Source organism: Lutibacter maritimus (genome assembly GCF_900116115.1).
GTDB lineage: Bacteria > Bacteroidota > Bacteroidia > Flavobacteriales > Flavobacteriaceae > Lutibacter > Lutibacter maritimus.
On sequence record NZ_FOZP01000002.1, the window covers coordinates 208,122 to 228,354 of the forward strand.

The following is a 20,233-nucleotide window of genomic DNA, read 5'->3' on the forward strand; positions in this document are numbered from 1 at the left end:
CAGCAGTACAATCAAAAGAAGTAACATCAATACTCATAGATTCAATTTCACAATTATCCGAAGAACCATTGTTGATATCCTCCACAGTAATACTTACAGTTCCGTTTGCATCTAATTGCACAGTGACATTTTGCGTACTAACAGTTGGTTCAGTAGTATCTACAACAGTTACGGTAGCATACGCCGCAGTTACATTATCACTATTATCTACTACCAAAAGTTTAACTTCATTCTCTCCAATATTGGAACAATCGAAAGATTGATTGGTAGGAAACAAGCTTAAAAGTTTAATACCACATGCATCATAAGATCCATTATCAACATCTTCAGCGGAAATAGAAGCAGTTCCATTTTCGCCTAATTGTATAGTAATGTCTTTGGTAAGTGCTATTGGAGCTATTTTGTCTTCTATTGTTACAATTGCTGTTTCAGAGGTACTATTTCCATTTTCATCAGTAACTGTTAAGGTTACTGTATTTTCTCCAATATTAGCACAAGTAAAAGTATTTGGCGTTATGGTTAATGAAGCTATTTTACAATTATCTGTAGAACCTCCATCTACAGCTGTAGCACTAATGGTAACCATACCATTAGTGTTTAGTGCTGCTGTAAATGGTTTACAAACCGCTGTGGGGGCGATAGTATCTGAGGTATCTACAAATGCTTGTTTTGTTAATGTTCTTGAACAACCATCTAAATCAGTCACAGTTAAGCTTACGTCGTAACTTCCATATGTTGTATAAGTATGTGCTGGATTTTGTAGATTTGAAACGGATCCATCGCCAAAATCCCATGTCCAAGATACTGAAGGTGAGCTAAATACTGTTTGATCCTCGAAATTTATAGTTAAATCTGGGCAACCAACAGTTGTATTAGTTGTTGTAAAATTCACATTTGGGCCCAGCACTTGAATATAATTGGATTTTGAATTAGTATTGGTAATACCAGTTGTGGTTAATGTTGTTTTTAGAGATACAGAATATCTACCTGAGTTTTCGTAAATGTGTGTAGGATTTTGCTCAGTAGAGGTAGTACCATCACCAAAATCCCAGAGCCAACTTTCAATAGTATCATTTCCTGAAACTGTGGAAGTATCTTCAAAATTGACAGTTAAAGGGCCACAACCAAATTGAGTGTTTGATGTGAAATTAGAATTAGGTTTGGCTATTTTAACAAGTTTTTCAGTAAAATCTGAGCAACCAACAATGGTGTCAGTTACTGTTAACTTAGTTGTAAAATCTCCAAAAGATGTATAAGTATGAATTGGATTTTTAGCAGTTGAAGTGCTTCCATCACCAAATTCCCATGACCAAGTATCTGGTAATACAGATTGATCTGTAAAAAATACTGTATGAAGCGTTGATCCACCAGTTGCTGGATTTAACGTAAAGTCAGCTTTTGGAGGATTAATTTTAATTGTTGAAGTAAATGTATTTTGACAACCATTAGAATCGGTAGTAGTTAATGAAACCATATAGTTACCTGGCAAATCAAAAGTATGTGTTGGGTTTTGTTCTGTTGAAGTTAATCCATCACCAAAATCCCAATTCCAAGAACTTATTGTTGCTGTTCCATATACTATTGAGGTATCTGTAAAATCCACAGGAGTATTTCTACATACAATGTTTTCATTACTTGTGAATGTAGTTTGAATTCCATCAATAGTTATTATAGCATCTGCACTGTTACTGTTTCCAGATGTATCGGTAACCGTTAAGGTAACCGTATTTTCTCCAATATTAGAACAATTAAAAGTTGTTTTATTTAAACTCATTGAGGATATTTCACAATTATCTGAGGAATTATTGTCAACATCTTCAGGTGTAATTGTTATACTTCCAGCTACCAATTGTAAATTTAAATTCTTTGTAGCAACTGTTGGAGCAATAGTATCAATAACTGTTACAACACTAGTAGAAGAGGCTTCATTGTTATTTGTGTCTTTAACAGTTAAAACAACGGTATTATCTCCAATATTAGAGCAATCAAATGTTGTTTTACTTAATGTTATTTCTGCAATTTCACAATTATCACTTGAACCATTGTTTATTTGTGATGGTAAAAGTGTTATAGTTCCATTGGCTCCTAATGGAATTGTAATATTTTTGGTTATTACTGCAGGAGCTTCATTATCATTTACAGTAACATTAAAGGTATTTGTTGCAATATTACCTGCAACATCTGTTCCTAGAACGTTTACTACCGTTTTTCCAAGAGGAAATCTACTTCCAGAATTAGGAATACTACTTATAGTAGCTCCCTGATTATTATCATTTACTGTTACCTCATATGTTATTGCAGCTCCACAATCATTTAAATCGTTTTCCTGAGTTATATCTTCTGGAAATGTTATAATTGGTGGAGTTATATCAATTACTATGGTAAATACCTTTGAAATAGGCCCCGTGTTATTAAATGTATCAGTAGCTTGAGCTGTAAGATTGTAAACACCTTCCTCTAAAGTAGTTCCAGTATAATCGAATGACCAATTTCCAAAAGCATTAACAGTTGTTGTTCCTATGGAAATACCATTTAAAAAAATTTCAATAATTGAATTTGCCTCTGCTTTACCATTAATAATAAGCTCTTGATTTTTAGTAATTCCATCTGTATTTGAATTTCCAGTATCTTGGCTTATTCCTGTTATTCTAACCGTATTAAGGTCGTATACTTTTACTTTTCCAACTTTGTAAACGTTATTTTTGTATTTAGGAGCACCTACAACCAATCGTTTACCGTTTCCACTAATACCTACAGATTTACCAAATTCATCTTTAACAACCTCTCCTGTAAGATTTTCTCCTATAGGAATCCAATCTCCTTCCAAAAATTCAAATACTTGAACAAAACCAATACTATCATCTGGAGCTGTGGCATTTGGAGCTCCAACAGCCAATCTATTCCCATCACTACTAAGACTAACTGAAGATCCCAATTCATCATTTTTTGCATTTCCATTCAGATCTCTTCCTAACTGAGTCCAACTACCGCCAGAGAATTCATAAATTCTTACCTGTCCCGAGGATGAAGCTACCTCTGAATTTAACCTATTTCCTATAGCAATTCTATTTCCACTATTATCTAAACTAATAGAAGTTCCTGAGTTCTCATAGGCTGAAACACCTGTAATTTTTTGACCTAACAAAGTCCAATTTCCATTAATAAATTCAAATATACGTACATGTCCCGATTTAGTCGTAATTGCACTCATTGCAATTCGGTTTCCTGTTTCATTAATACTCACATCCCAGCCAGATCGATCTTGAGATGCTTCTCCTAAAATATCTGCTCCTATTTGAATCCAATTATTCAAATCAAATTCAAAAACCTTAACTTGTCCTGCAACAGTTCCATTTAAATCATTAAAAGGAGCTCCTATGACTACACGCTTACCATCACCACTTAAATTTACGGATTGTCCAAAGTAATTTTGTTGATCATCTCCATTTAAAGAGTTTCCAAGTTGAACCCAAACACCTGAATTCAATTCAAAAATTCTGACCTGCCCTTGCGAATAAGTAGTTCCACCTGTATAACTCCCAATGGCAATACGATTACCACTTGAACTAAGACTTATATCCCAACCTGCAAAATCAAATTGTTTTTCTCCTAAAATAGTATTGCCTAATTGAACCCAATCATTACCAGAAAATTCATAAATTTTTACCTGGCCTTGATTACTATTGTATTTAGGGGCTCCTACAGCCATTCTACTTCCATCTTCATTCATACTAACAGAAAAACCTGCCCAATTTTCTGTAAAACTTCCAATAATATCGGTTCCTATCTGTACTTGACTAAAACCTAAAAAAGGTAATAATATTAAAAAGATGTAACAATATTTCATAATTATTTTTTTAGTTTAAGTGGCTAAACTAAAATGAATAATTTTTTTCTACAATACGTAGACCTACGTATTAAATAAGTGTGAATTTTGAGAAATCCACAATAACAAGGTGTTTTGAGAAGATTTAAGGTTAAGCTTTTTAATAATATTACTCCTATGTTTTTCAATAGTGCGAGTAGAACAATTTTTAAGTTTTGCGATTTGAGAAGAAGTTATTCCTTTTTTAATAAAAAATAAAATTTCTAATTCGGTTTGGCTTAGTTTTAAAAGATGTTTATTTTTTATTGTGTTTAAATAAGGCATATTCAAACATAGAATATAGAAAAAACAAAAACAATACGTATACCTACGTATTAAAAAGTTGTGAATTTTGTTGAACCCAAAGTAACAACCCGTTTTGTGTAGGAGGTATATTTAGTTTCTTAATTATATTGCTACGGTGTTTTTCTACCGTTCTTTTTGAAATAAATAATTGCTCAGCTATTTGAGATGAAGACAAATTTTTTGCTAGATAATTTAAAATTTTTGCTTCTGTTGCAGTAAGATTATGAATCTCTTTTTGAGAGTTTGAAAAATGAATACTAGCCTTCATGTTTTTGCTAACATAAGTATTTTCTACTACTATTTGGCAAATACAATCTTCTATTTCTTTTAAAGCATCTTCTTTTAATATATAACCCTGTATGGTTTTACCTATTTCTTGTAATATTGCTTCTTCTTTAAATAGTGTAAGTATTATAATTTTAGTTTTAATTCCTTTCAATTGACATTGAGCAGCAATTTCAAGCCCATTTAATTTAGGCATATCAAAGTCTAAAATGGCAATATCTGGGTTTTTTTTAATAATTTCATTATAGGCATTATTGCCATCTAAAGCAGTTGCTAAAATTTTGAAATTTTTACTTTCTAAAAAATGTTTAGTGCCTGTTAATAAAATTGGATGATCGTCTGCAAGAATTATAGTGGGGCTCATATTTTAGAAGTTTTAATAGTTATAGAGGTTCCTTTATTTAGAGTAGAGTTTAGTTGTAACTTAGCATTAATAAAGTGTGCGCGTTCATGTAGTGTTTTCATTCCTAAGCTATTAATAGATTCAGGTTTTTTATTTGTGTCAAATCCTTTACCGTTATCCTTCACCTTAAAAATAATATAATTTTTCTCTTCTTTAGCTGAAAGATTACAAGCAGTAGCTTTCGCATGTTTTTCAACATTTGTAAGGCACTCTTGTAGCATTCTAAAAATATAAATTTCATTTTCTTTTGGAATTAAACCATCAGTAATTTGTATATCTTCAGAATAAAAAACAGTAGAATTTTTCTGAAAATTTTTTATTAAGTTTTTTAAAGAAGTAACCAAACCAAGTTTCTCAAACTGAAAAGGGTGTAGATTATGCGACATTTCTCGAACTTCTTTTATGGTTTCTCCAACTAAATCTAATTCATTTTTAACTTTTATTTTATTAATAACAAGAGCGTTTTTTATTAATAACAGTTTTTGACTAACATTATCATGTAACTCTGAGGCAATGCGGGTTCTCTCTAGTTCTTGTGTTTTTAAAATTTCCTGAGTAAATGATTCTTGTAGCTTTTGTTTCTTTTTAGCATAATATTTTGAACGAAGAACTAATCCAAAGCCAAATAAAGATACTAACCCTAAACCTCCAAATAATATCCATTGATTTTTTAATTTATTTTCAGCATTTAATAACGCAATATTTTTTTGCTGATGGACTATTTGAGAGTCTTTTTTATCCGTTTCAAATTGAGTTTGTACATAATCAAATTTTTTCCTGGTGTTTAGCTGAATTAAAGAATCTTTTAGTTTAATATAATTTTTTAAATAAAATAAAGATTTTTTTAAATTTGATTGTTTTTCGTAAATTTCAGCTAATAAGCTGTTTATTGCTAAACTTCTGCTTATCCAGTTATTCTCTTTACTTATATTATTTAAAACATCAAGAGCATTTTTTTCTGCTAAAGTATAATTCCCTTTTGCAAATGCATTTTGAGCAAGAGCAGATTTATAATAACTATTTAAAAAGGGATTTTTATACTGTCCTTTCATGCTTAATTTTAACTTATCTAAATAATAATTTGAAGAGTCTATTTTTTTATTTCTTGCATAAGTGGATGTGGCAAAAGAGAGGGTTAAAATCCTTACAATTTCTTGAATTACAGAATTTTTATTATTGTTAATTAAGGCTTTTCTAATATGATATAATTCCTTATCTGGCTTTTCTAAAAAACGAGCATCAAGAACTGCACTAATATGAGCCATAGCTACTACCTGATACTCACCAATTTTAGATCCTATTTCATAAATTAATTCCCTTTCCTGTTCCGCTTCATCAAATAAACCGTTTATACTGAATAAAGTGCTTAATCCATTTTTAGTCCATAATATATGAAGTGTGTCTTTTTGATACGTAAATAATTCTTCAGCTTTTTTAAAATAGCCAGCACTTTCAGAAATTTCGGTTAAAGCCATTGTAGCTTCACCAGCTTTTAAATAAGAATAAGCAAATTCATATAAAGAAGAATCCTTTTCTTTTTCAAAAAAAGTGATTGCATTTTTTAAAATAGCTATTGATTTTTTGTGATTTTGCATATAAATACTGGCCTCACTATATGCTATATAAAACTTTCCAATATCTTTAATATGAGTGCATTTATCAATATTTTTATTATAAATAGTTAAAATAGAATCAGCTTTTTTATGTTGCAAGCTATTGTAAATGTAATAGTTAGCTAATTCATTTGTAAACCTAAGTGCATAATTGAAATTAAGATTCTTTTGGGCTTTAACTAAATATTTAGTAAGTGTTTTTTCAAAAATAGTATCTTTTAGAAAATGATTATTTTCTAAAGAACTATAAAGTTTATCTATCTTTTCATCTTCGGTTAATGATTGATTTAAAGTAGTAACTATTGAATTTGTTGATGTTTGACCAAACAAATTTATTGATAAAATGAGGCTTATAGTTAATAATTTTAATTTCAAGAAAATGGTTTTTGGTAAAGATAATATTTTTAAAGAGTAGATAAAGAATTAGTTACAGAATAAATGAATGAGTAAATGTTATGGCAAAAGCCAAATTTCTATTTTAGTTTGTCAAAAAAAATTATGGTATATAACTATTCTTTAAAGTTAGTTTTTCATTTCATCAGCAAAGCCCATTTTTACAATAAATATTTTTTTAATATATAATATTACGTTTTTTTGAGCAAAAAAAATCGATTAAACACAAAATTTGTATTTAATCGATTTGAATGATTTACTGAACTATTTTTAAACTAATTTATTTGCAATTAAATACTCACCTATTTGAATTGTATTTGTTGCTGCTCCTTTACGTAAGTTATCAGCTACAATCCACATATTTAATGAATTTGGTAATGATTCATCTCTTCTAATACGTCCAACAAAAACTTCATCTTTATTATTTGCATACATTGGCATTGGATAGGTATTTGTATCTAAATTATCTTGCACAATTACTCCAGGAGTTTCTGCTAATAATTTACGAACATCTGCTAAATCAAAATCATTTTCAAACTGTACATTTACAGCCTCAGAGTGACCTCCAGAAGTTGGAATCCTAACGGCAGTTGCAGTAACTGAAAAAGAATCATCATTTAAAATTTTCTTTGGCTCTTTTACTAATTTCATTTCTTCTTTAGTATATCCATTTTCTAAAAACACATCACATTGTGGTATGGCGTTTCTGTTAATTGGATAATGATATGCCATTTCTCCTTTTATACTTTTCTCTTCATTTTCTAATTGTTGAACCGCTTTTACACCTGTTCCTGAAACAGATTGGTAGGTAGAAATTACCACACGTTTCATTTTATATTTTTTATGAAGTGGTGCTAAAGCCATTACTAGTTGTATTGTTGAACAATTAGGATTCGCTATAATTTTATCTTCTTTTGTTAAAACGTTTCCGTTAATTTCAGGAACCACTAATTTTTTTGAAGGATCCATTCTCCAAGCAGAAGAATTATCTACTACAGTTGTACCAACTTCAGCAAATTTTGGTGCCCATAATTCAGAAGTAGTTCCACCTGCAGAAAACAACGCAATATCAGGTTTAGCATCCACAGCATCTTGTAATCCAATAATTGTATAGTTTTTGCCCTTATATTCTAATTGTTTGCCAACAGAACGCTCTGAAGCAACTAATAATAATTCTGTAATTGGAAAATTTCTTTCCGCTAAAACTTGTAACATTACATTACCTACCATTCCGGTAGCGCCTACAACAGCTACTTTCATTTTAATTATTTTTTAATTTTAATACTCTGCAAATTTTGTAAAAAAAACTTTATAAACTATTGTAAATATTTGAAAATTAACAAATCAATATTTTTTTGTTAAAAAAAGTATTCTGATGCTGAAAACTGATAATTATTATAAAATATGTAATTTTGCAAAAAATCAAAAAAGAATGACTACTACTGGAAAAATAGAATTAATGGCTCCTGCCGGAAACTTTGAATCACTTCAAGCCGCTTTAGATAATGGCGCAGATTCAGTATATTTTGGTGTTGAGCAGTTGAACATGCGCGCAAGAGCTTCCATTAACTTTACTTTAGATGATTTACAAGAAATCTCAAAAAGATGTAAAGAAAAAAATGTTAGAACATACCTTACCTTAAATACAATTATTTATGATCACGATTTAAGCATTATAAAAACATTACTTCAAAAAGCAAAAGAAGCTGATATTACTGCGGTAATTGCCATGGATCAAGCTGTAATTTCATCGGCAAGAGCAATTGGAATGGAAGTGCATATTTCTACTCAAATTAACATTACCAATATTGAAACGGCACGTTTTTACGCCATGTTTGCAGATACTATGGTGTTGAGTAGAGAATTAAGTTTGCGTCAGGTTAAAAAAATAACAGAACAAATTGCAAAAGAAAATATTTGTGGACCTTCTGGTAAATTATTAGAAATTGAAATTTTTGGACATGGAGCGTTATGTATGGCAGTTTCGGGCAAGTGTTATATGAGTTTACACTCTTCAAATTCTTCAGCAAACAGAGGTGCATGCAAGCAAAATTGCAGAAAAAAATACACGGTAATTGATCAAGAAACTGGTTTTGAAATGGAACTAGATAATGAGTATATTATGTCGCCAAAAGACTTATGTACTATTGATTTTTTAGATCAAATTGTTGATGCTGGTGTAAAAGTCCTAAAAATTGAAGGTCGAGGACGTGCTCCGGAATATGTAGCAAAAGTAATTAAATGTTACCGAGATGCTATTGATAGTATTGAGCAAGGAACCTACAGCAAAGAAAAAGTTATTTCTTGGATGTTAGAACTAGAAAAAGTATATAATCGTGGTTTTTGGAGTGGCTATTATTTAGGTCAAAAATTAGGAGAATGGAGTAATGGATCCGGAAGCCATGCCACACAAAAGAAAGTATATGTTGGTAAAGGAATGCACTTTTTTCCAAAGGCAAATATTGGTGAATTTAAAATTGAAGCCTACGATATAAATGTTGGAGATACCATTTTAATTACCGGTCCAACAACTGGAGCAAAAGAAATGCAAATAGATCAAATGTTTGTAAATGATGTTGAAGGAAGTAGCGCTCAAAAAGGTGATTCATGTACTATTCCGTTAAATTTTAGAATAAGACCTTCTGATAAATTATATAAAATTGTTGAAAACAAAGTTGAAGCTTAAATGGTAATTATAACATTACAAAGAGCCAAATGCATTGGCTGTAATTACTGTGTAGAATTGGCTCCAGCTCAGTTTCAAATGTCTAAAAAAGATGGCAAATCGGTGTTACTTCATTCTAAAGAAAAAAAAGGATTTTTCACTATAAAATCACCCGACGAAACTATTTTTAACGACAGCATAAAAGCCAAGGAAGCTTGCCCCGTAAAAATTATTGATGTAAAACAAACATAAAAACCGCTTTTTATCGTTTTACAGTTCGTAATTTTAATTATATCTTTACAAATTAGTGAAGATAGTATAATTGTATTTTTCAATGTACTTAACCGTTTAAAATTTAAACATATATGAGCTGTAATAGTTGCTCTTCAGATATAAATAGTGTACCCAAAGGGTGTAAAAGTAATGGAAGTTGTGGCACAGGAGACTGTGAAAAACTTTCGGTGTTCGATTGGTTGGCAAATATGGCTTTACCTGCAGGTCAGGAACCTATGAATATTGTTGAAGTTCGCTTTAAAAACGGGCGTAAACATTTCTATAAAAATACTGAAAATCTACAAATTTCAATTGGCGATATTATTGCTGTAGAAGGTAATCCTGGACATGATATTGGAACTGTTTCTTTAACAGGTGAACTAATTAAAGTTCAATTAAAAAGAAAAGGAATTGCCGCTGACAGTGAAGAAATAAAAAAAATATACCGAAAAGCTACCCAAAAAGATATAGATATTTGGAACGCTGCCAGAGATAAAGAATACGACACACAATACAAAGGACGTGAAATTTTAGGTAAATTAGGACTTAAAATGAAACTTTCTGATGTTGAGTATCAAGGTGATGGAAACAAAGCTACATTTTATTACACAGCTGATGATCGGGTAGATTTTAGGCAACTAATTAGAGATTTTGCCAGCACTTTTAATATTCGTATTGAAATGAAACAAGTTGGTTTACGTCAAGAGGCAGCACGTTTAGGCGGTGTTGGTTCTTGTGGTAGAGAACTATGTTGTTCTACTTGGTTAACAGATTTACGTAAAGTAAATACTACAGCAGCACGTTACCAGCAATTATCATTAAATCCACAAAAATTAGCTGGACAATGTGGTAAATTAAAGTGTTGTTTAAATTACGAATTAGATACTTATGTTGATGCTTTAAAGGAATTTCCAAAACAAGATACTATTTTAAAAACCGAAAAAGGAGATGCTGTTTTTGTGAAAATGGACATTTTTAAAGGATTACTTTGGTATACTTACAAAGAAAATAGAGCCAAATGGTATAAACTTACACTAGAACAAGTTCAGGAAATTATTTCAGCGAATAAAAAACGAGAAATAGTTGCTTCTTTAGAAGAATATGAATCTGAAATTGTTGAAGCTCAAAAGGCTGAATACGAAGATGTTGTTGGACAAGATAGTTTAACAAGATTTGATATCCCAAAATCTAGAAAAAAACGTAAAAACAAAAACAAAAAGCAGCAAAATACTGATATAAATAAACCAAATAACACTGCTAAAAATCAGGAAGCACAAACCCAAAAGCAGCAAAATCAGGGTCAGCAAAAAAAGATAAAACAAAAAGCTAATTTTAATAAAAAACCTACCGATCAAGTAACTGGTAATCAAAATTCGGAAGGAATAAACAGCAATAAACCAAAACAAAAAAAACAACCTATTCGTAAAAAAGGTAACGGACAACAAACTCAAAAAGCACAACAAAATGCTGAAAATAAGGATGTAACCGTTCAAAACACAACGAACAGTAAACCTAAAAATAAGAATAGAAATAAAAAAAGAAGACCTCCAAAAAAAGATGCTAACAATTCAGAAAATGTATAAACAGCTACTGCTATTTTTGTGTTTTATATTGATTTTATCGTGTAACCAAAATAAAATTTACGATCAATATCAACCTGTAAAGAATTTGGAATGGTCTCCAAGCGCTAATTTTGAATTTATAGTTAACAATACAGATACTATTTCAAAAAGAAATGTGTTTATAAATATAAGAAACAATAAAAGTTATGAATTTAGTTCGTTGTTTTTAATAGCAAAAATTGAGTTTCCTAGTGGTTATAAATTGGTAGATACGCTAGAATATGAAATGACTGATGCGCAAGGAAAATTTTTAGGGCAAGGTTTTTCTGATGTTAAAGAAAATAAACTCTTTTTAAGAGAAAAAGTAGTTTTATCAGAAAAAGGTGATTATAAATTTTTAATTCAACAAGCAACAAGAAGCATTAACGATATTGAAGGAAAAAATCCATTAAAAGGAATTACTGATGTTGGTTTAAGCATAGAAAAAGTTAAATAATGGCAAAAAATAATACGGCTGCACCAAATTTTTCAAAATACATTAAATGGTTTTGGATCAGCATTTTATCAGGTATAATTGTACTAATACTACTATTTTTATTAGCTTCATGGGGCGTTTTTGGTCCGCTTCCAACTTTTGAAGAATTAGAAAATCCAGAAAACAATTTAGCTACAGAAGTTATTTCTATTGATGGAAAAACCTTAGGTAAATATGCTTTTGAAAACAGAACACCTATTAAATTTAAAGATTTAAACCAAAACATTGTAAATGCACTAATTGCAACAGAAGATGAACGTTTTTACGAACATTCTGGGATTGATGTAAAAGCATCTGTTAGAGCAGTTGCAATGTTAGGAAAAGATGGTGGAGGAAGTACCATAACCCAACAATTAGCCAAGTTACTTTTTCATGGAGAAGGGTCAAAAAATTTACCTGAACGTATTCTTCAAAAAGTAAAAGAATATGTAATTGCGGTAAAATTAGAACGCCAATACACCAAACAAGAAATTTTAACAATGTACTTAAACAAGTACGATTTTATAAACTTGGCAGTTGGAATTCGTTCTGCATCACGTATTTATTTTGGAAAAGAACCTATTGATTTATCTGTAAAGGAATCTGCAATGCTGGTTGGAATGTTAAAAAATGCTTCTTATTACAATCCATTAAGAAGAGAAGAGTTAGTACTAAATCGTAGAAACACGGTTTTGGGTCAAATGTATAAGAATGATTTTATAACCAAGGCCGAAAGAGATTCACTGCAAAGCACACCGCTTAGTTTAAATGTGAATAGAGAAAGTCATAGCGATGGTTACGCAACGTATTTTAGAGAGTACTTAAGAGATTTTATGAGAACTTGGATAAAAGAACATCCAAAACCTGATGGTACAGAATATAACTTACACAGAGATGGTTTAAAAATTTATGTCACCTTAGATTCTCGTATGCAAAAATACGCTGAAGAAGCCATGGCTGAACATATGGCTAATTTGCAACGTGTATTTAATAAAGAACAAAAGAAAAATAAAAAAGCACCTTTTTATGATTTAGATAAAACTCAAATTGAATCAACTATTCTTCAAGCTATGAAACGCTCAAATAGATGGATTCGAATGAAAAGTAATGGTGCCTCAGAAGATGAAATTTTAAAATCTTTTGATGAAAAAACCGATATGCGAGTTTTTAATTGGAAAGGAGAATTAGACACAATCATGTCTCCAAAAGACTCCATTTTTTATTACAAACAAATTCTAAGAGCAGGTTTATTCTCTGTTGAGCCACAAACTGGTCATGTAAAAGCTTGGGTTGGCGGAATCAACTACAAACATTTTCAATTTGATGCCGTAAAACAGCAAAAACGCCAAGTGGGTTCTACTTTTAAACCATTTGTTTATGCAACTGCAATAAATCAGTTAAACCTATCTCCTTGTGAAAAATTTCCTAATATTCCATATACTATTTTAAAAGAAAAATATGATATGCCTGAAGATTGGACCCCAAAAAATTCTGACAATAAATATGGCGGTGAATTAACATTAAAACAAGCTTTGGCTAATTCTGTTAACGTTATTACTGCAAAGTTAATTGATATGGTAAATCCTAAAAATGTGGTAACATTAGCAAAAAGCGCAGGTATTGATAGTGAAATACCTGAAGTTCCTTCAATTGCACTTGGTTCGGTAGATTTATCATTATTTGAAATGGTTGGAGCTTACTCTACGTTTGCAAATAAAGGCTTACGAATTGAACCAATGATGATTTTAAAAATTGAAGATAAAAACGGAACTGTTTTAGAGCAATTTATTCCAAATTCAAAAGAGGTTTTAAGTGAAGAATCCGCATATGTTATTACCAATTTGTTACAAGGTGTAACCGAAGGCGGATCAGGTATTCGTTTAAGAACAAGTGGAGGTTCTTATCCAGATAATGTAGTAACTGGTTACCCTTATAAATTTACAAATCCTATTGCAGGTAAAACAGGAACAACTCAAAATCAATCTGATGGATGGTTTATGGGAATTGTTCCAAATTTGGCAACCGGTGTTTGGGTAGGCGGAGAAGACAGAGCAACACACTTTAGAGGAATTACATTTGGACAAGGAGCAACAATGGCGTTACCTATTTGGGCTTTATATTATAAAAAAATGTATGCTGATTCAACTTTAACTGTAAGTAAAGATGCTTTTGAAAAACCTGAAAAATTAACCATTAATATTGATTGCTCTAAAGAAAACCTTGATAAAGATAATTTATTAAATTCTTCGGAAGAAGTACCTGAATTTTAATGTAAATGAGTATTGTACCTGTTTGGAAACCATCAAAAGAAACTATTGAACAAAGCAACATTTTTAAAATGATGCAAAAAAAAGGTTTTGATAAATATCAAGACTTTTGGAAATGGTCTGTTGCTAATAAAGAAGATTTTTGGGCAAGTACAGTAAAAAATTTAAACATACAATTAGTTGAAAATTACACTTCAATTGTTGATATTTCAAAAGGTGTAGAAAATGCCGAATGGTTAAAAAATGCCAAATTAAATATTGTTGATTCTTGTTTTCAAAATGATGATGATGCTATTGCTATTATTTTTCAAGAATCGGGAAAAGAACTTCAAAAAGTAAGTCAAAAACAACTGCTTGAACTTGTAAATAAAATTGCCAACGGCCTCATAAATTTAGGCTTAAAAGTTGGTGACAGCATTGCTATTGATATGCCAATGACCTTGGAAGCAGTTGCTATTTACCTTGCCGGAATTAAAGCTGGAATGCCAATCGTTACCATTGCCGACAGTTTTACACCAAACGAAATAGAAGTTCGTTTAAAAATTACCGAACCAAAAATTATTTTTACACAAGATGTGCTTCATAGAGCTGGCAAAGAAATTCCTCTATATAAAAAAGTAGTTGCTTCAAATGCGCCAAAGGCAATTGTTTTAAAATCATCAAAAGAAAATATTGAACTAAGAAATGAAGATTTATTTTGGGATGCTTTTTTAAGTTCAAAAACAGAATTTAAAACTGTAATTCAAAAGCCTGACGACATTATTACTATTTTGTTTTCTTCAGGCACAACAGGTGATCCAAAAGCTATTCCTTGGACACATACAACTCCCATAAAAAGCGCTAGTGACGGTTATTATCATCAAGATATTCATAAAAATGATGTGGTTTGCTGGCCTACAAATTTAGGTTGGATGATGGGGCCTTGGCTTGTTTTTGCAACATTAATAAATAAAGCAACCATTGCTTTGTATTATGATATGCCCACTGGAAATGGTTTTGGAGAATTTATTCAAAATACAAAAGTAACCATGTTAGGTGTTATACCAAGTTTTGTAAAATATTGGAAAACATCAAAAAATATGGAAAAGTACCATTGGAATTCTATAAAGTGTTTTAGTTCTACTGGTGAAGTTTCAAATGCAGATGAAATGAATTATTTAATGCAATTAGCAAATAACAAACCAGTTATTGAGTATTGTGGAGGAACCGAAATTGGTGGTGGCTATGTTACAAGTACTGTTGTTCAGCCAAATATTGCAAGTACATTTTCTACCCAAGCTTTAGGTGGAGAATTTGTTTTGTTAAACGATAATCACAATAAATGTTCAAAAGGAGAGTTATTTTTAATTCCACCTATTATGGGATTATCTAACACACTTTTAAACAGAGATCATTATAAAGTGTATTATAAAGGAACACCAACTTTTGAAGGTAAATTATTAAGAAGACATGGCGATGAATTAGAAGAATTAGAAAACGGATATTATAAAGCGCAAGGAAGAGTTGATGACGCAATGAATTTAGGTGGTATAAAAGTAAGTTCTGTTCAAATTGAAAGGGTTTTAAATTCATTAGAATTTATTAAAGAATCAGCAGCAATTGCTGCTTCGCCTGAAAATGGTGGTCCAAGTTTATTGGTAATTTTTTATGTAGAAAACCCTTCACATTTAATTGAAAACCAACGCTTACAACAAGCCATAAATTGTGTGAAAGAAAAACTAAATCCGCTATTTAAAGTGCATGATTTAGTGAAAATTGAAGCGTTGCCAAGAACAGCTTCAAACAAAGTAATGAGACGAAGTTTAAGAGATTTATACGAAAGTAAATGAAAATAATATCATACAATGTAAACGGAATTAGAGCGGCATTAAATAAAGGTTTTTTAGATTGGTTACAAGCTGCAAATCCTGATGTAATTTGTATACAAGAAACCAAAGCGCATAAAGAACAATTGGATTTAAGTTTGTTTGAAAATGCTGGGTATCCTTATCACTATTGGTTTTCAGCACAAAAAAAAGGCTATAGCAGCGTTGCTGTTTTGTCTAAAATAAAACCAAATCATGTAGAATATGGCACCGGAATTGAAACAATGGATTTTGAAGGTAGAAATTTACGGTTAGATTTTGATGATTTATCTATAATGAGTTTGTATTTACCATCTGGAACAAATGATGATAGGCTTGATTTTAAGTTAAACTATATGGCTGAATTTCAAGAATATATAAAGGAATTAACAAAAAAAATACCTAACATTGTTATCTCTGGCGATTATAATATTTGTCATACAGAAATTGATATTCATAACCCAAAACAAAATCAGAATACTTCAGGTTTTTTGCCTGTAGAACGCAATTGGTTAGGACAATTTATTGAAAGCGGTTTTATAGATTCTTTTCGATATTTAAATAAAGAACCACACAATTATACTTGGTGGAGCTATAGAGCTAATGCTAGAAATAATAATAAAGGTTGGCGAATAGATTATCATATGGTAAGTGAACCTTTAAAAGATAGAATTAAAAGAGCCTATATTTTGCCAGAGGCAAAACATTCGGATCATTGTCCAATAGTAGTAGAAATAGAATAATTAAAAATATATAAAGCAGAAAAGTATGTTAAAAAAAATAGCATTTTTAGTAGTTATTACACTTTCAGTAACTTCTTGTGTAAGTAAAAAAGTGTATCAAGAATTGGAATCTAAATTTAATAATTTACGTTCTTCAAATTTAGAATTGTTAAAAGAAAAAGACGAATTATTAGCATCAAAAAAAGCGTTAGAAGCTAATTTAGAAAGTCTTAAAAATGATTATGCTGCTTTAAAAAACAAAAAATTAATTTTAGAAAACGAATTTTCATCGCTTCAAACTAAACATAAAAATTTAGAAGAATCATACGATGCGCTTTCTACCCAAAGTTCAAAAAAATTAGCAGAACAAGCTCAAAAAAATCAAGAATTATTGGCTGAATTAGAAGCGAAAGAATTAAAATTAGCTGCTGAAAATAGCCGATTAGAAAAACTTCAAAAAGAATTAAAACAACGTTCTGAACAAATTGATGAATTGGAAAGTTTAATTAATGCAAAAGAAGCACAAATGCAGCAATTAAAAAATGCAATTTCTAATGCATTGCATAATTTTGAAGGTAAAGGTTTAACGGTAGTTCATAAAAATGGAAAAATTTACGTTTCTATGGAAAACAAATTGTTATTTAACTCTGGCAGTTGGGCAGTTGGTGTAGAAGGTAAAAAAGCTGTTGAACAATTGGCTAACGTATTAGCTGAAAATAAAGATATAAATGTGTTAATTGAAGGACATACGGATGATGTTCCTTATACCGGTTCAACTATTATTGATAACTGGGATTTATCTGTAAAACGTGCAACTGCAATTGTTAGAATTTTAGAAAATAAAGGTGTTGATCCAACACAAATTACTGCAGCTGGAAGAAGTAAATTTGTACCAGTTGATACAAATAAAACAGCAGAAGGTAAAGCTAAAAATAGAAGAATTGAAATTATTTTGGCACCCAACTTAGATCAAATTTCGAAACTTTTAAAAGAGGAGTAAATGAAAAAAATAGTAATTTTAATTCTAATTTTAGTTATTAATATTGGATATACGCAAGATAAAAAAGACACCAAAGTACTTGAAAAGTTAAAAGATACTGAAAATTTATTTTCACATGAAGATTCTACTTTTTATAAAAAATTAGACTCTGTTAAATTTCAATTTCACCATGAAGTAAGTACAATAGACAGTTTGTGGATAAATGAATTAATTAATTCTCCATTAAATGATACGCTTAGATATTCTTTAGAAGATGACGAATTTTTTATTTCAGAACTAAAAGAATTACCCACTGAATTATTAAAACAACGATTGGAAGAATTAGATAGTAAAACTCCATTTAATATTTCATATAATCCGCAGTTAGAACAAATAATAAAATCATATCTCTCAAAAAGAAAACCGGTTTTTTCAGTTATTATGGAAAGAGCACGGTTTTACTTTCCAATGTTTGAAGAACATTTAGACAAATACAATATTCCTTTAGAATTAAAATATTTAGCTATTGTAGAGTCCGCTTTAAAACCAACCGCAAAATCAAGAGTTGGCGCTACGGGTTTATGGCAGTTTATGTACCAAACAGGTGTTTTATACAACTTAAATATTAGTTCGTATGTTGATGAACGTTCAGATCCAATTAGAGCAACTGAAGCCGCTTGTAAATATTTATCAACCTTGTATAAAATTTATAATGATTGGGATTTAGCATTAGCAGCTTATAATTCAGGTCCTGGTAACGTAAATAAAGCAATTAGACGAGCAGGTGGTAGCAGAAACTTTTGGAATATTAGAAACTATTTACCAAGAGAAACTGCAGGATATGTTCCAGCTTTTTATGCAACTATGTATATTTTTAAATATGCGAATGAGCATAATATAAAAGCTCGTGAAAACACCATTACTCGCTTTGAAACAGATACTATTCAAATAAAAAGACAAATTACTTTTGAACAAATTAACGAAACTTTAAATGTAGATATAGAAATATTAAAATTTTTAAATCCACAGTATAAATTAGATATTATTCCATACGTAAAAAATAAAAATTATGTATTAACATTACCCACAAAACATGTAGGGAATTTTGTGAGTAATGAAAAATTAATTTATGCGTATGTAGATTATCAAGAATCAAAAAGAGAAAAAGCATTACCACAATATCTTGAAGTAAAAGATCAAATTACTTATAAAGTAAGAAAAGGCGACTATTTAGGGCGTATTGCCAACAAATATAATGTTTCTGTTAGCTATTTAAAACGCTGGAATAACCTAAAAAGTAATAATCTTAGAATAGGACAACGATTAAAAATTTATTCAAATAATGTAAATGTAGCAGCTACATCTAAATCAACTTCTACAAAAGCAAAAGAAGTTCCAAAAGGAGATTATAATACCTATATTGTTAAATCTGGAGATTCACTTTGGACCATCGCTCAAAAATATGCAAATGTTTCTGTTACAAATATTAAAGAATGGAACAATATTTGGAGTGCTAAAAGTTTAAAACCAGGAACCAAATTGAAAATATTTAGCAAATGAAAAAAATAGCATTATTTGTCGTTTTTATTTCTTTATTAATTGCCTGTAATCCGGCAAATGACAAAAAGGTATTAAAAGAAGCAAACGGAAGAATTAACAGCCTATTAGTTGTAGTAAAAAATAGCGCTTGGCAAGGTGATTTAGGAAATGAATTACGAAAAATTTTAGCCGAACCTGTTTTAGCTTTACCTCAGCCTGAATCGCAATTTGAAGTATCTCAAGTTCCATTTGAAAGCTTTGGTAGCATGTTTAGAGCTACCAGAAATGTATTAAGCATTAATTTGGGTGATGAAAATTCTTTTACTATAAGTACAGATGTATACGCATCGCCTCAAAAAATAATTACCATTACAGGTAAAACTGATGAAGATTTAATTAATTTAATTAAAACCAATAGTAAAAAAATTATATCAGAATTTAAAACTTCTGATTTAGCAACTGTTCAAAGAAATATTTTAAAAAAATATTGGGATCCAGAAAATATAAAAACATTTAAAAAACAAGGTTATTCAATTAAAATACCTAGAAATTATAATTTAGTTGATGATACTGGCGATTTTGTTTGGTACAGATATCATATTGATGGAGCAAACAGTATGGAAATTATCACCTATTCCTATCCAATTGAAAATGAAAATGATGAAAATGGAAACGCAATTGTTGCACATAGAGATTCTATAGGAAAAAAATATATTCCTGGTCAAGTAGAAAATTCACATATGATTACAGAAGAAGCTTTTACACCTCATATTTTTGAAGTTAAAATAGATGGGAAAAAAGCCTTTGAAACCAGAGGAAAATGGGAAGTAAAAGGAATGTATATGGCGGGACCTTTTTTAAGCTATTCAGTAATTGATAAAGCTAATAATAGAGTTGTTGTAGTAGAAGGTTTAACTTATGCTCCTTCAGTTAATAAAAGAGATTATATGTTTGAAATTGAAGCAATTTTAAAAACATTAAAAATAAATTAATATAATTTTAA

Annotated in this window: 15 protein-coding genes; 10 read left to right on the top strand and 5 right to left on the bottom strand. The window is 30.2% G+C overall.

Annotated features, from left to right (window positions below):
• The 5 genes from BM335_RS04300 to BM335_RS04320 form a co-directional block, all read right to left on the bottom strand.
• On the bottom strand, positions 1 to 3,847 hold a 3,847-nt coding region (locus tag BM335_RS04300), incomplete at its 3' end, for a PKD domain-containing protein (protein ID WP_177219154.1).
• Between the two features lie 63 nt (positions 3,848 to 3,910).
• Complete coding sequence (locus BM335_RS15990) at positions 3,911 to 4,150, bottom strand: helix-turn-helix transcriptional regulator (protein WP_090223508.1); 240 nt, start codon at positions 4,148 to 4,150, stop codon at positions 3,911 to 3,913.
• 43 nt (positions 4,151 to 4,193) lie between these two features.
• Positions 4,194 to 4,820 carry a response regulator transcription factor gene (locus BM335_RS04310; RefSeq protein WP_090223509.1) on the bottom strand — a complete coding sequence of 209 codons (627 nt, stop codon included), beginning with the start codon at positions 4,818 to 4,820 and terminating at the stop codon, positions 4,194 to 4,196.
• Positions 4,817 to 6,847 carry a sensor histidine kinase gene (locus BM335_RS04315; RefSeq protein ID WP_090223510.1) on the bottom strand — a complete coding sequence of 677 codons (2,031 nt, stop codon included), beginning with the start codon at positions 6,845 to 6,847 and terminating at the stop codon, positions 4,817 to 4,819. The genes BM335_RS04310 and BM335_RS04315 overlap by 4 nt, the downstream gene beginning before the upstream one ends.
• A 288-nt stretch (positions 6,848 to 7,135) precedes the next feature.
• On the bottom strand, positions 7,136 to 8,125 hold the full coding sequence (locus BM335_RS04320) for an aspartate-semialdehyde dehydrogenase (protein ID WP_090223511.1): 990 nt from the start codon (positions 8,123 to 8,125) through the stop codon (positions 7,136 to 7,138).
• 172 nt (positions 8,126 to 8,297) lie between these two features.
• Here BM335_RS04320 and BM335_RS04325 point away from each other — a divergent pair, with 172 nt between their 5' ends.
• The 10 genes from BM335_RS04325 to BM335_RS04370 all read left to right on the top strand — a co-directional run bounded on the left by BM335_RS04325 (position 8,298) and on the right by BM335_RS04370 (position 20,222).
• Positions 8,298 to 9,551, top strand: a complete 1,254-nt coding sequence (locus BM335_RS04325; protein ID WP_090223512.1) for a peptidase U32 family protein — start codon at positions 8,298 to 8,300, stop codon at positions 9,549 to 9,551.
• Positions 9,552 to 9,782 (top strand): ferredoxin, encoded by a 231-nt coding sequence (locus BM335_RS04330; RefSeq protein WP_090223513.1) that lies wholly within the window; start codon positions 9,552 to 9,554, stop codon positions 9,780 to 9,782.
• 113 nt (positions 9,783 to 9,895) lie between these two features.
• Positions 9,896 to 11,386, top strand: coding sequence for a PSP1 domain-containing protein (locus tag BM335_RS04335; protein ID WP_090223514.1), 1,491 nt, complete (start codon positions 9,896 to 9,898; stop codon positions 11,384 to 11,386).
• Positions 11,379 to 11,861 (top strand): gliding motility lipoprotein GldH, encoded by a 483-nt coding sequence (locus BM335_RS04340; protein WP_177219155.1) that lies wholly within the window; start codon positions 11,379 to 11,381, stop codon positions 11,859 to 11,861. The genes BM335_RS04335 and BM335_RS04340 overlap by 8 nt, the downstream gene beginning before the upstream one ends.
• The gene (locus BM335_RS04345; protein WP_090223516.1) at positions 11,861 to 14,149 is read left to right on the top strand and encodes a transglycosylase domain-containing protein; all 2,289 of its coding nucleotides are present in this window, start codon (positions 11,861 to 11,863) and stop codon (positions 14,147 to 14,149) included. Before BM335_RS04340 ends, BM335_RS04345 begins: the two co-directional genes overlap by 1 nt.
• Positions 14,150 to 14,154: 5 nt before the next feature.
• Positions 14,155 to 15,975, top strand: a complete 1,821-nt coding sequence (locus BM335_RS04350) for an AMP-binding protein (RefSeq protein WP_090223517.1) — start codon at positions 14,155 to 14,157, stop codon at positions 15,973 to 15,975.
• The gene (locus BM335_RS04355; protein ID WP_090223518.1) at positions 15,972 to 16,733 is read left to right on the top strand and encodes an exodeoxyribonuclease III; all 762 of its coding nucleotides are present in this window, start codon (positions 15,972 to 15,974) and stop codon (positions 16,731 to 16,733) included. The genes BM335_RS04350 and BM335_RS04355 overlap by 4 nt, the downstream gene beginning before the upstream one ends.
• Before the next feature lie 25 nt (positions 16,734 to 16,758).
• Positions 16,759 to 17,712 (top strand): OmpA family protein, encoded by a 954-nt coding sequence (locus tag BM335_RS04360; RefSeq protein ID WP_090223519.1) that lies wholly within the window; start codon positions 16,759 to 16,761, stop codon positions 17,710 to 17,712.
• Positions 17,713 to 19,251 carry a lytic transglycosylase domain-containing protein gene (locus BM335_RS04365; protein WP_090223520.1) on the top strand — a complete coding sequence of 513 codons (1,539 nt, stop codon included), beginning with the start codon at positions 17,713 to 17,715 and terminating at the stop codon, positions 19,249 to 19,251.
• Positions 19,248 to 20,222 carry a DUF4837 family protein gene (locus tag BM335_RS04370; RefSeq protein WP_090223521.1) on the top strand — a complete coding sequence of 325 codons (975 nt, stop codon included), beginning with the start codon at positions 19,248 to 19,250 and terminating at the stop codon, positions 20,220 to 20,222. Before BM335_RS04365 ends, BM335_RS04370 begins: the two co-directional genes overlap by 4 nt.
• Positions 20,223 to 20,233: the final 11 nt, after the last annotated feature.

Excerpts from the sequence above, each read along its gene's own strand:
- BM335_RS15990 (WP_090223508.1), bottom strand. The coding sequence starts at position 4,150 with ATGCCTTATTTAAACACAATAAAAAATAAACATCTTTTAAAACTAAGC.
- BM335_RS04310 (WP_090223509.1), bottom strand. The coding sequence starts at position 4,820 with ATGAGCCCCACTATAATTCTTGCAGACGATCATCCAATTTTATTAACA.
- BM335_RS04320 (WP_090223511.1), bottom strand. The coding sequence starts at position 8,125 with ATGAAAGTAGCTGTTGTAGGCGCTACCGGAATGGTAGGTAATGTAATG.
- BM335_RS04325 (WP_090223512.1), top strand. The coding sequence starts at position 8,298 with ATGACTACTACTGGAAAAATAGAATTAATGGCTCCTGCCGGAAACTTT.
- BM335_RS04330 (WP_090223513.1), top strand. The coding sequence starts at position 9,552 with ATGGTAATTATAACATTACAAAGAGCCAAATGCATTGGCTGTAATTAC.
- BM335_RS04335 (WP_090223514.1), top strand. The coding sequence starts at position 9,896 with ATGAGCTGTAATAGTTGCTCTTCAGATATAAATAGTGTACCCAAAGGG.
- BM335_RS04340 (WP_177219155.1), top strand. The coding sequence starts at position 11,379 with ATGTATAAACAGCTACTGCTATTTTTGTGTTTTATATTGATTTTATCG.
- BM335_RS04345 (WP_090223516.1), top strand. The coding sequence starts at position 11,861 with ATGGCAAAAAATAATACGGCTGCACCAAATTTTTCAAAATACATTAAA.
- BM335_RS04350 (WP_090223517.1), top strand. The coding sequence starts at position 14,155 with ATGAGTATTGTACCTGTTTGGAAACCATCAAAAGAAACTATTGAACAA.
- BM335_RS04355 (WP_090223518.1), top strand. The coding sequence starts at position 15,972 with ATGAAAATAATATCATACAATGTAAACGGAATTAGAGCGGCATTAAAT.
- BM335_RS04360 (WP_090223519.1), top strand. The coding sequence starts at position 16,759 with ATGTTAAAAAAAATAGCATTTTTAGTAGTTATTACACTTTCAGTAACT.
- BM335_RS04365 (WP_090223520.1), top strand. The coding sequence starts at position 17,713 with ATGAAAAAAATAGTAATTTTAATTCTAATTTTAGTTATTAATATTGGA.
- BM335_RS04370 (WP_090223521.1), top strand. The coding sequence starts at position 19,248 with ATGAAAAAAATAGCATTATTTGTCGTTTTTATTTCTTTATTAATTGCC.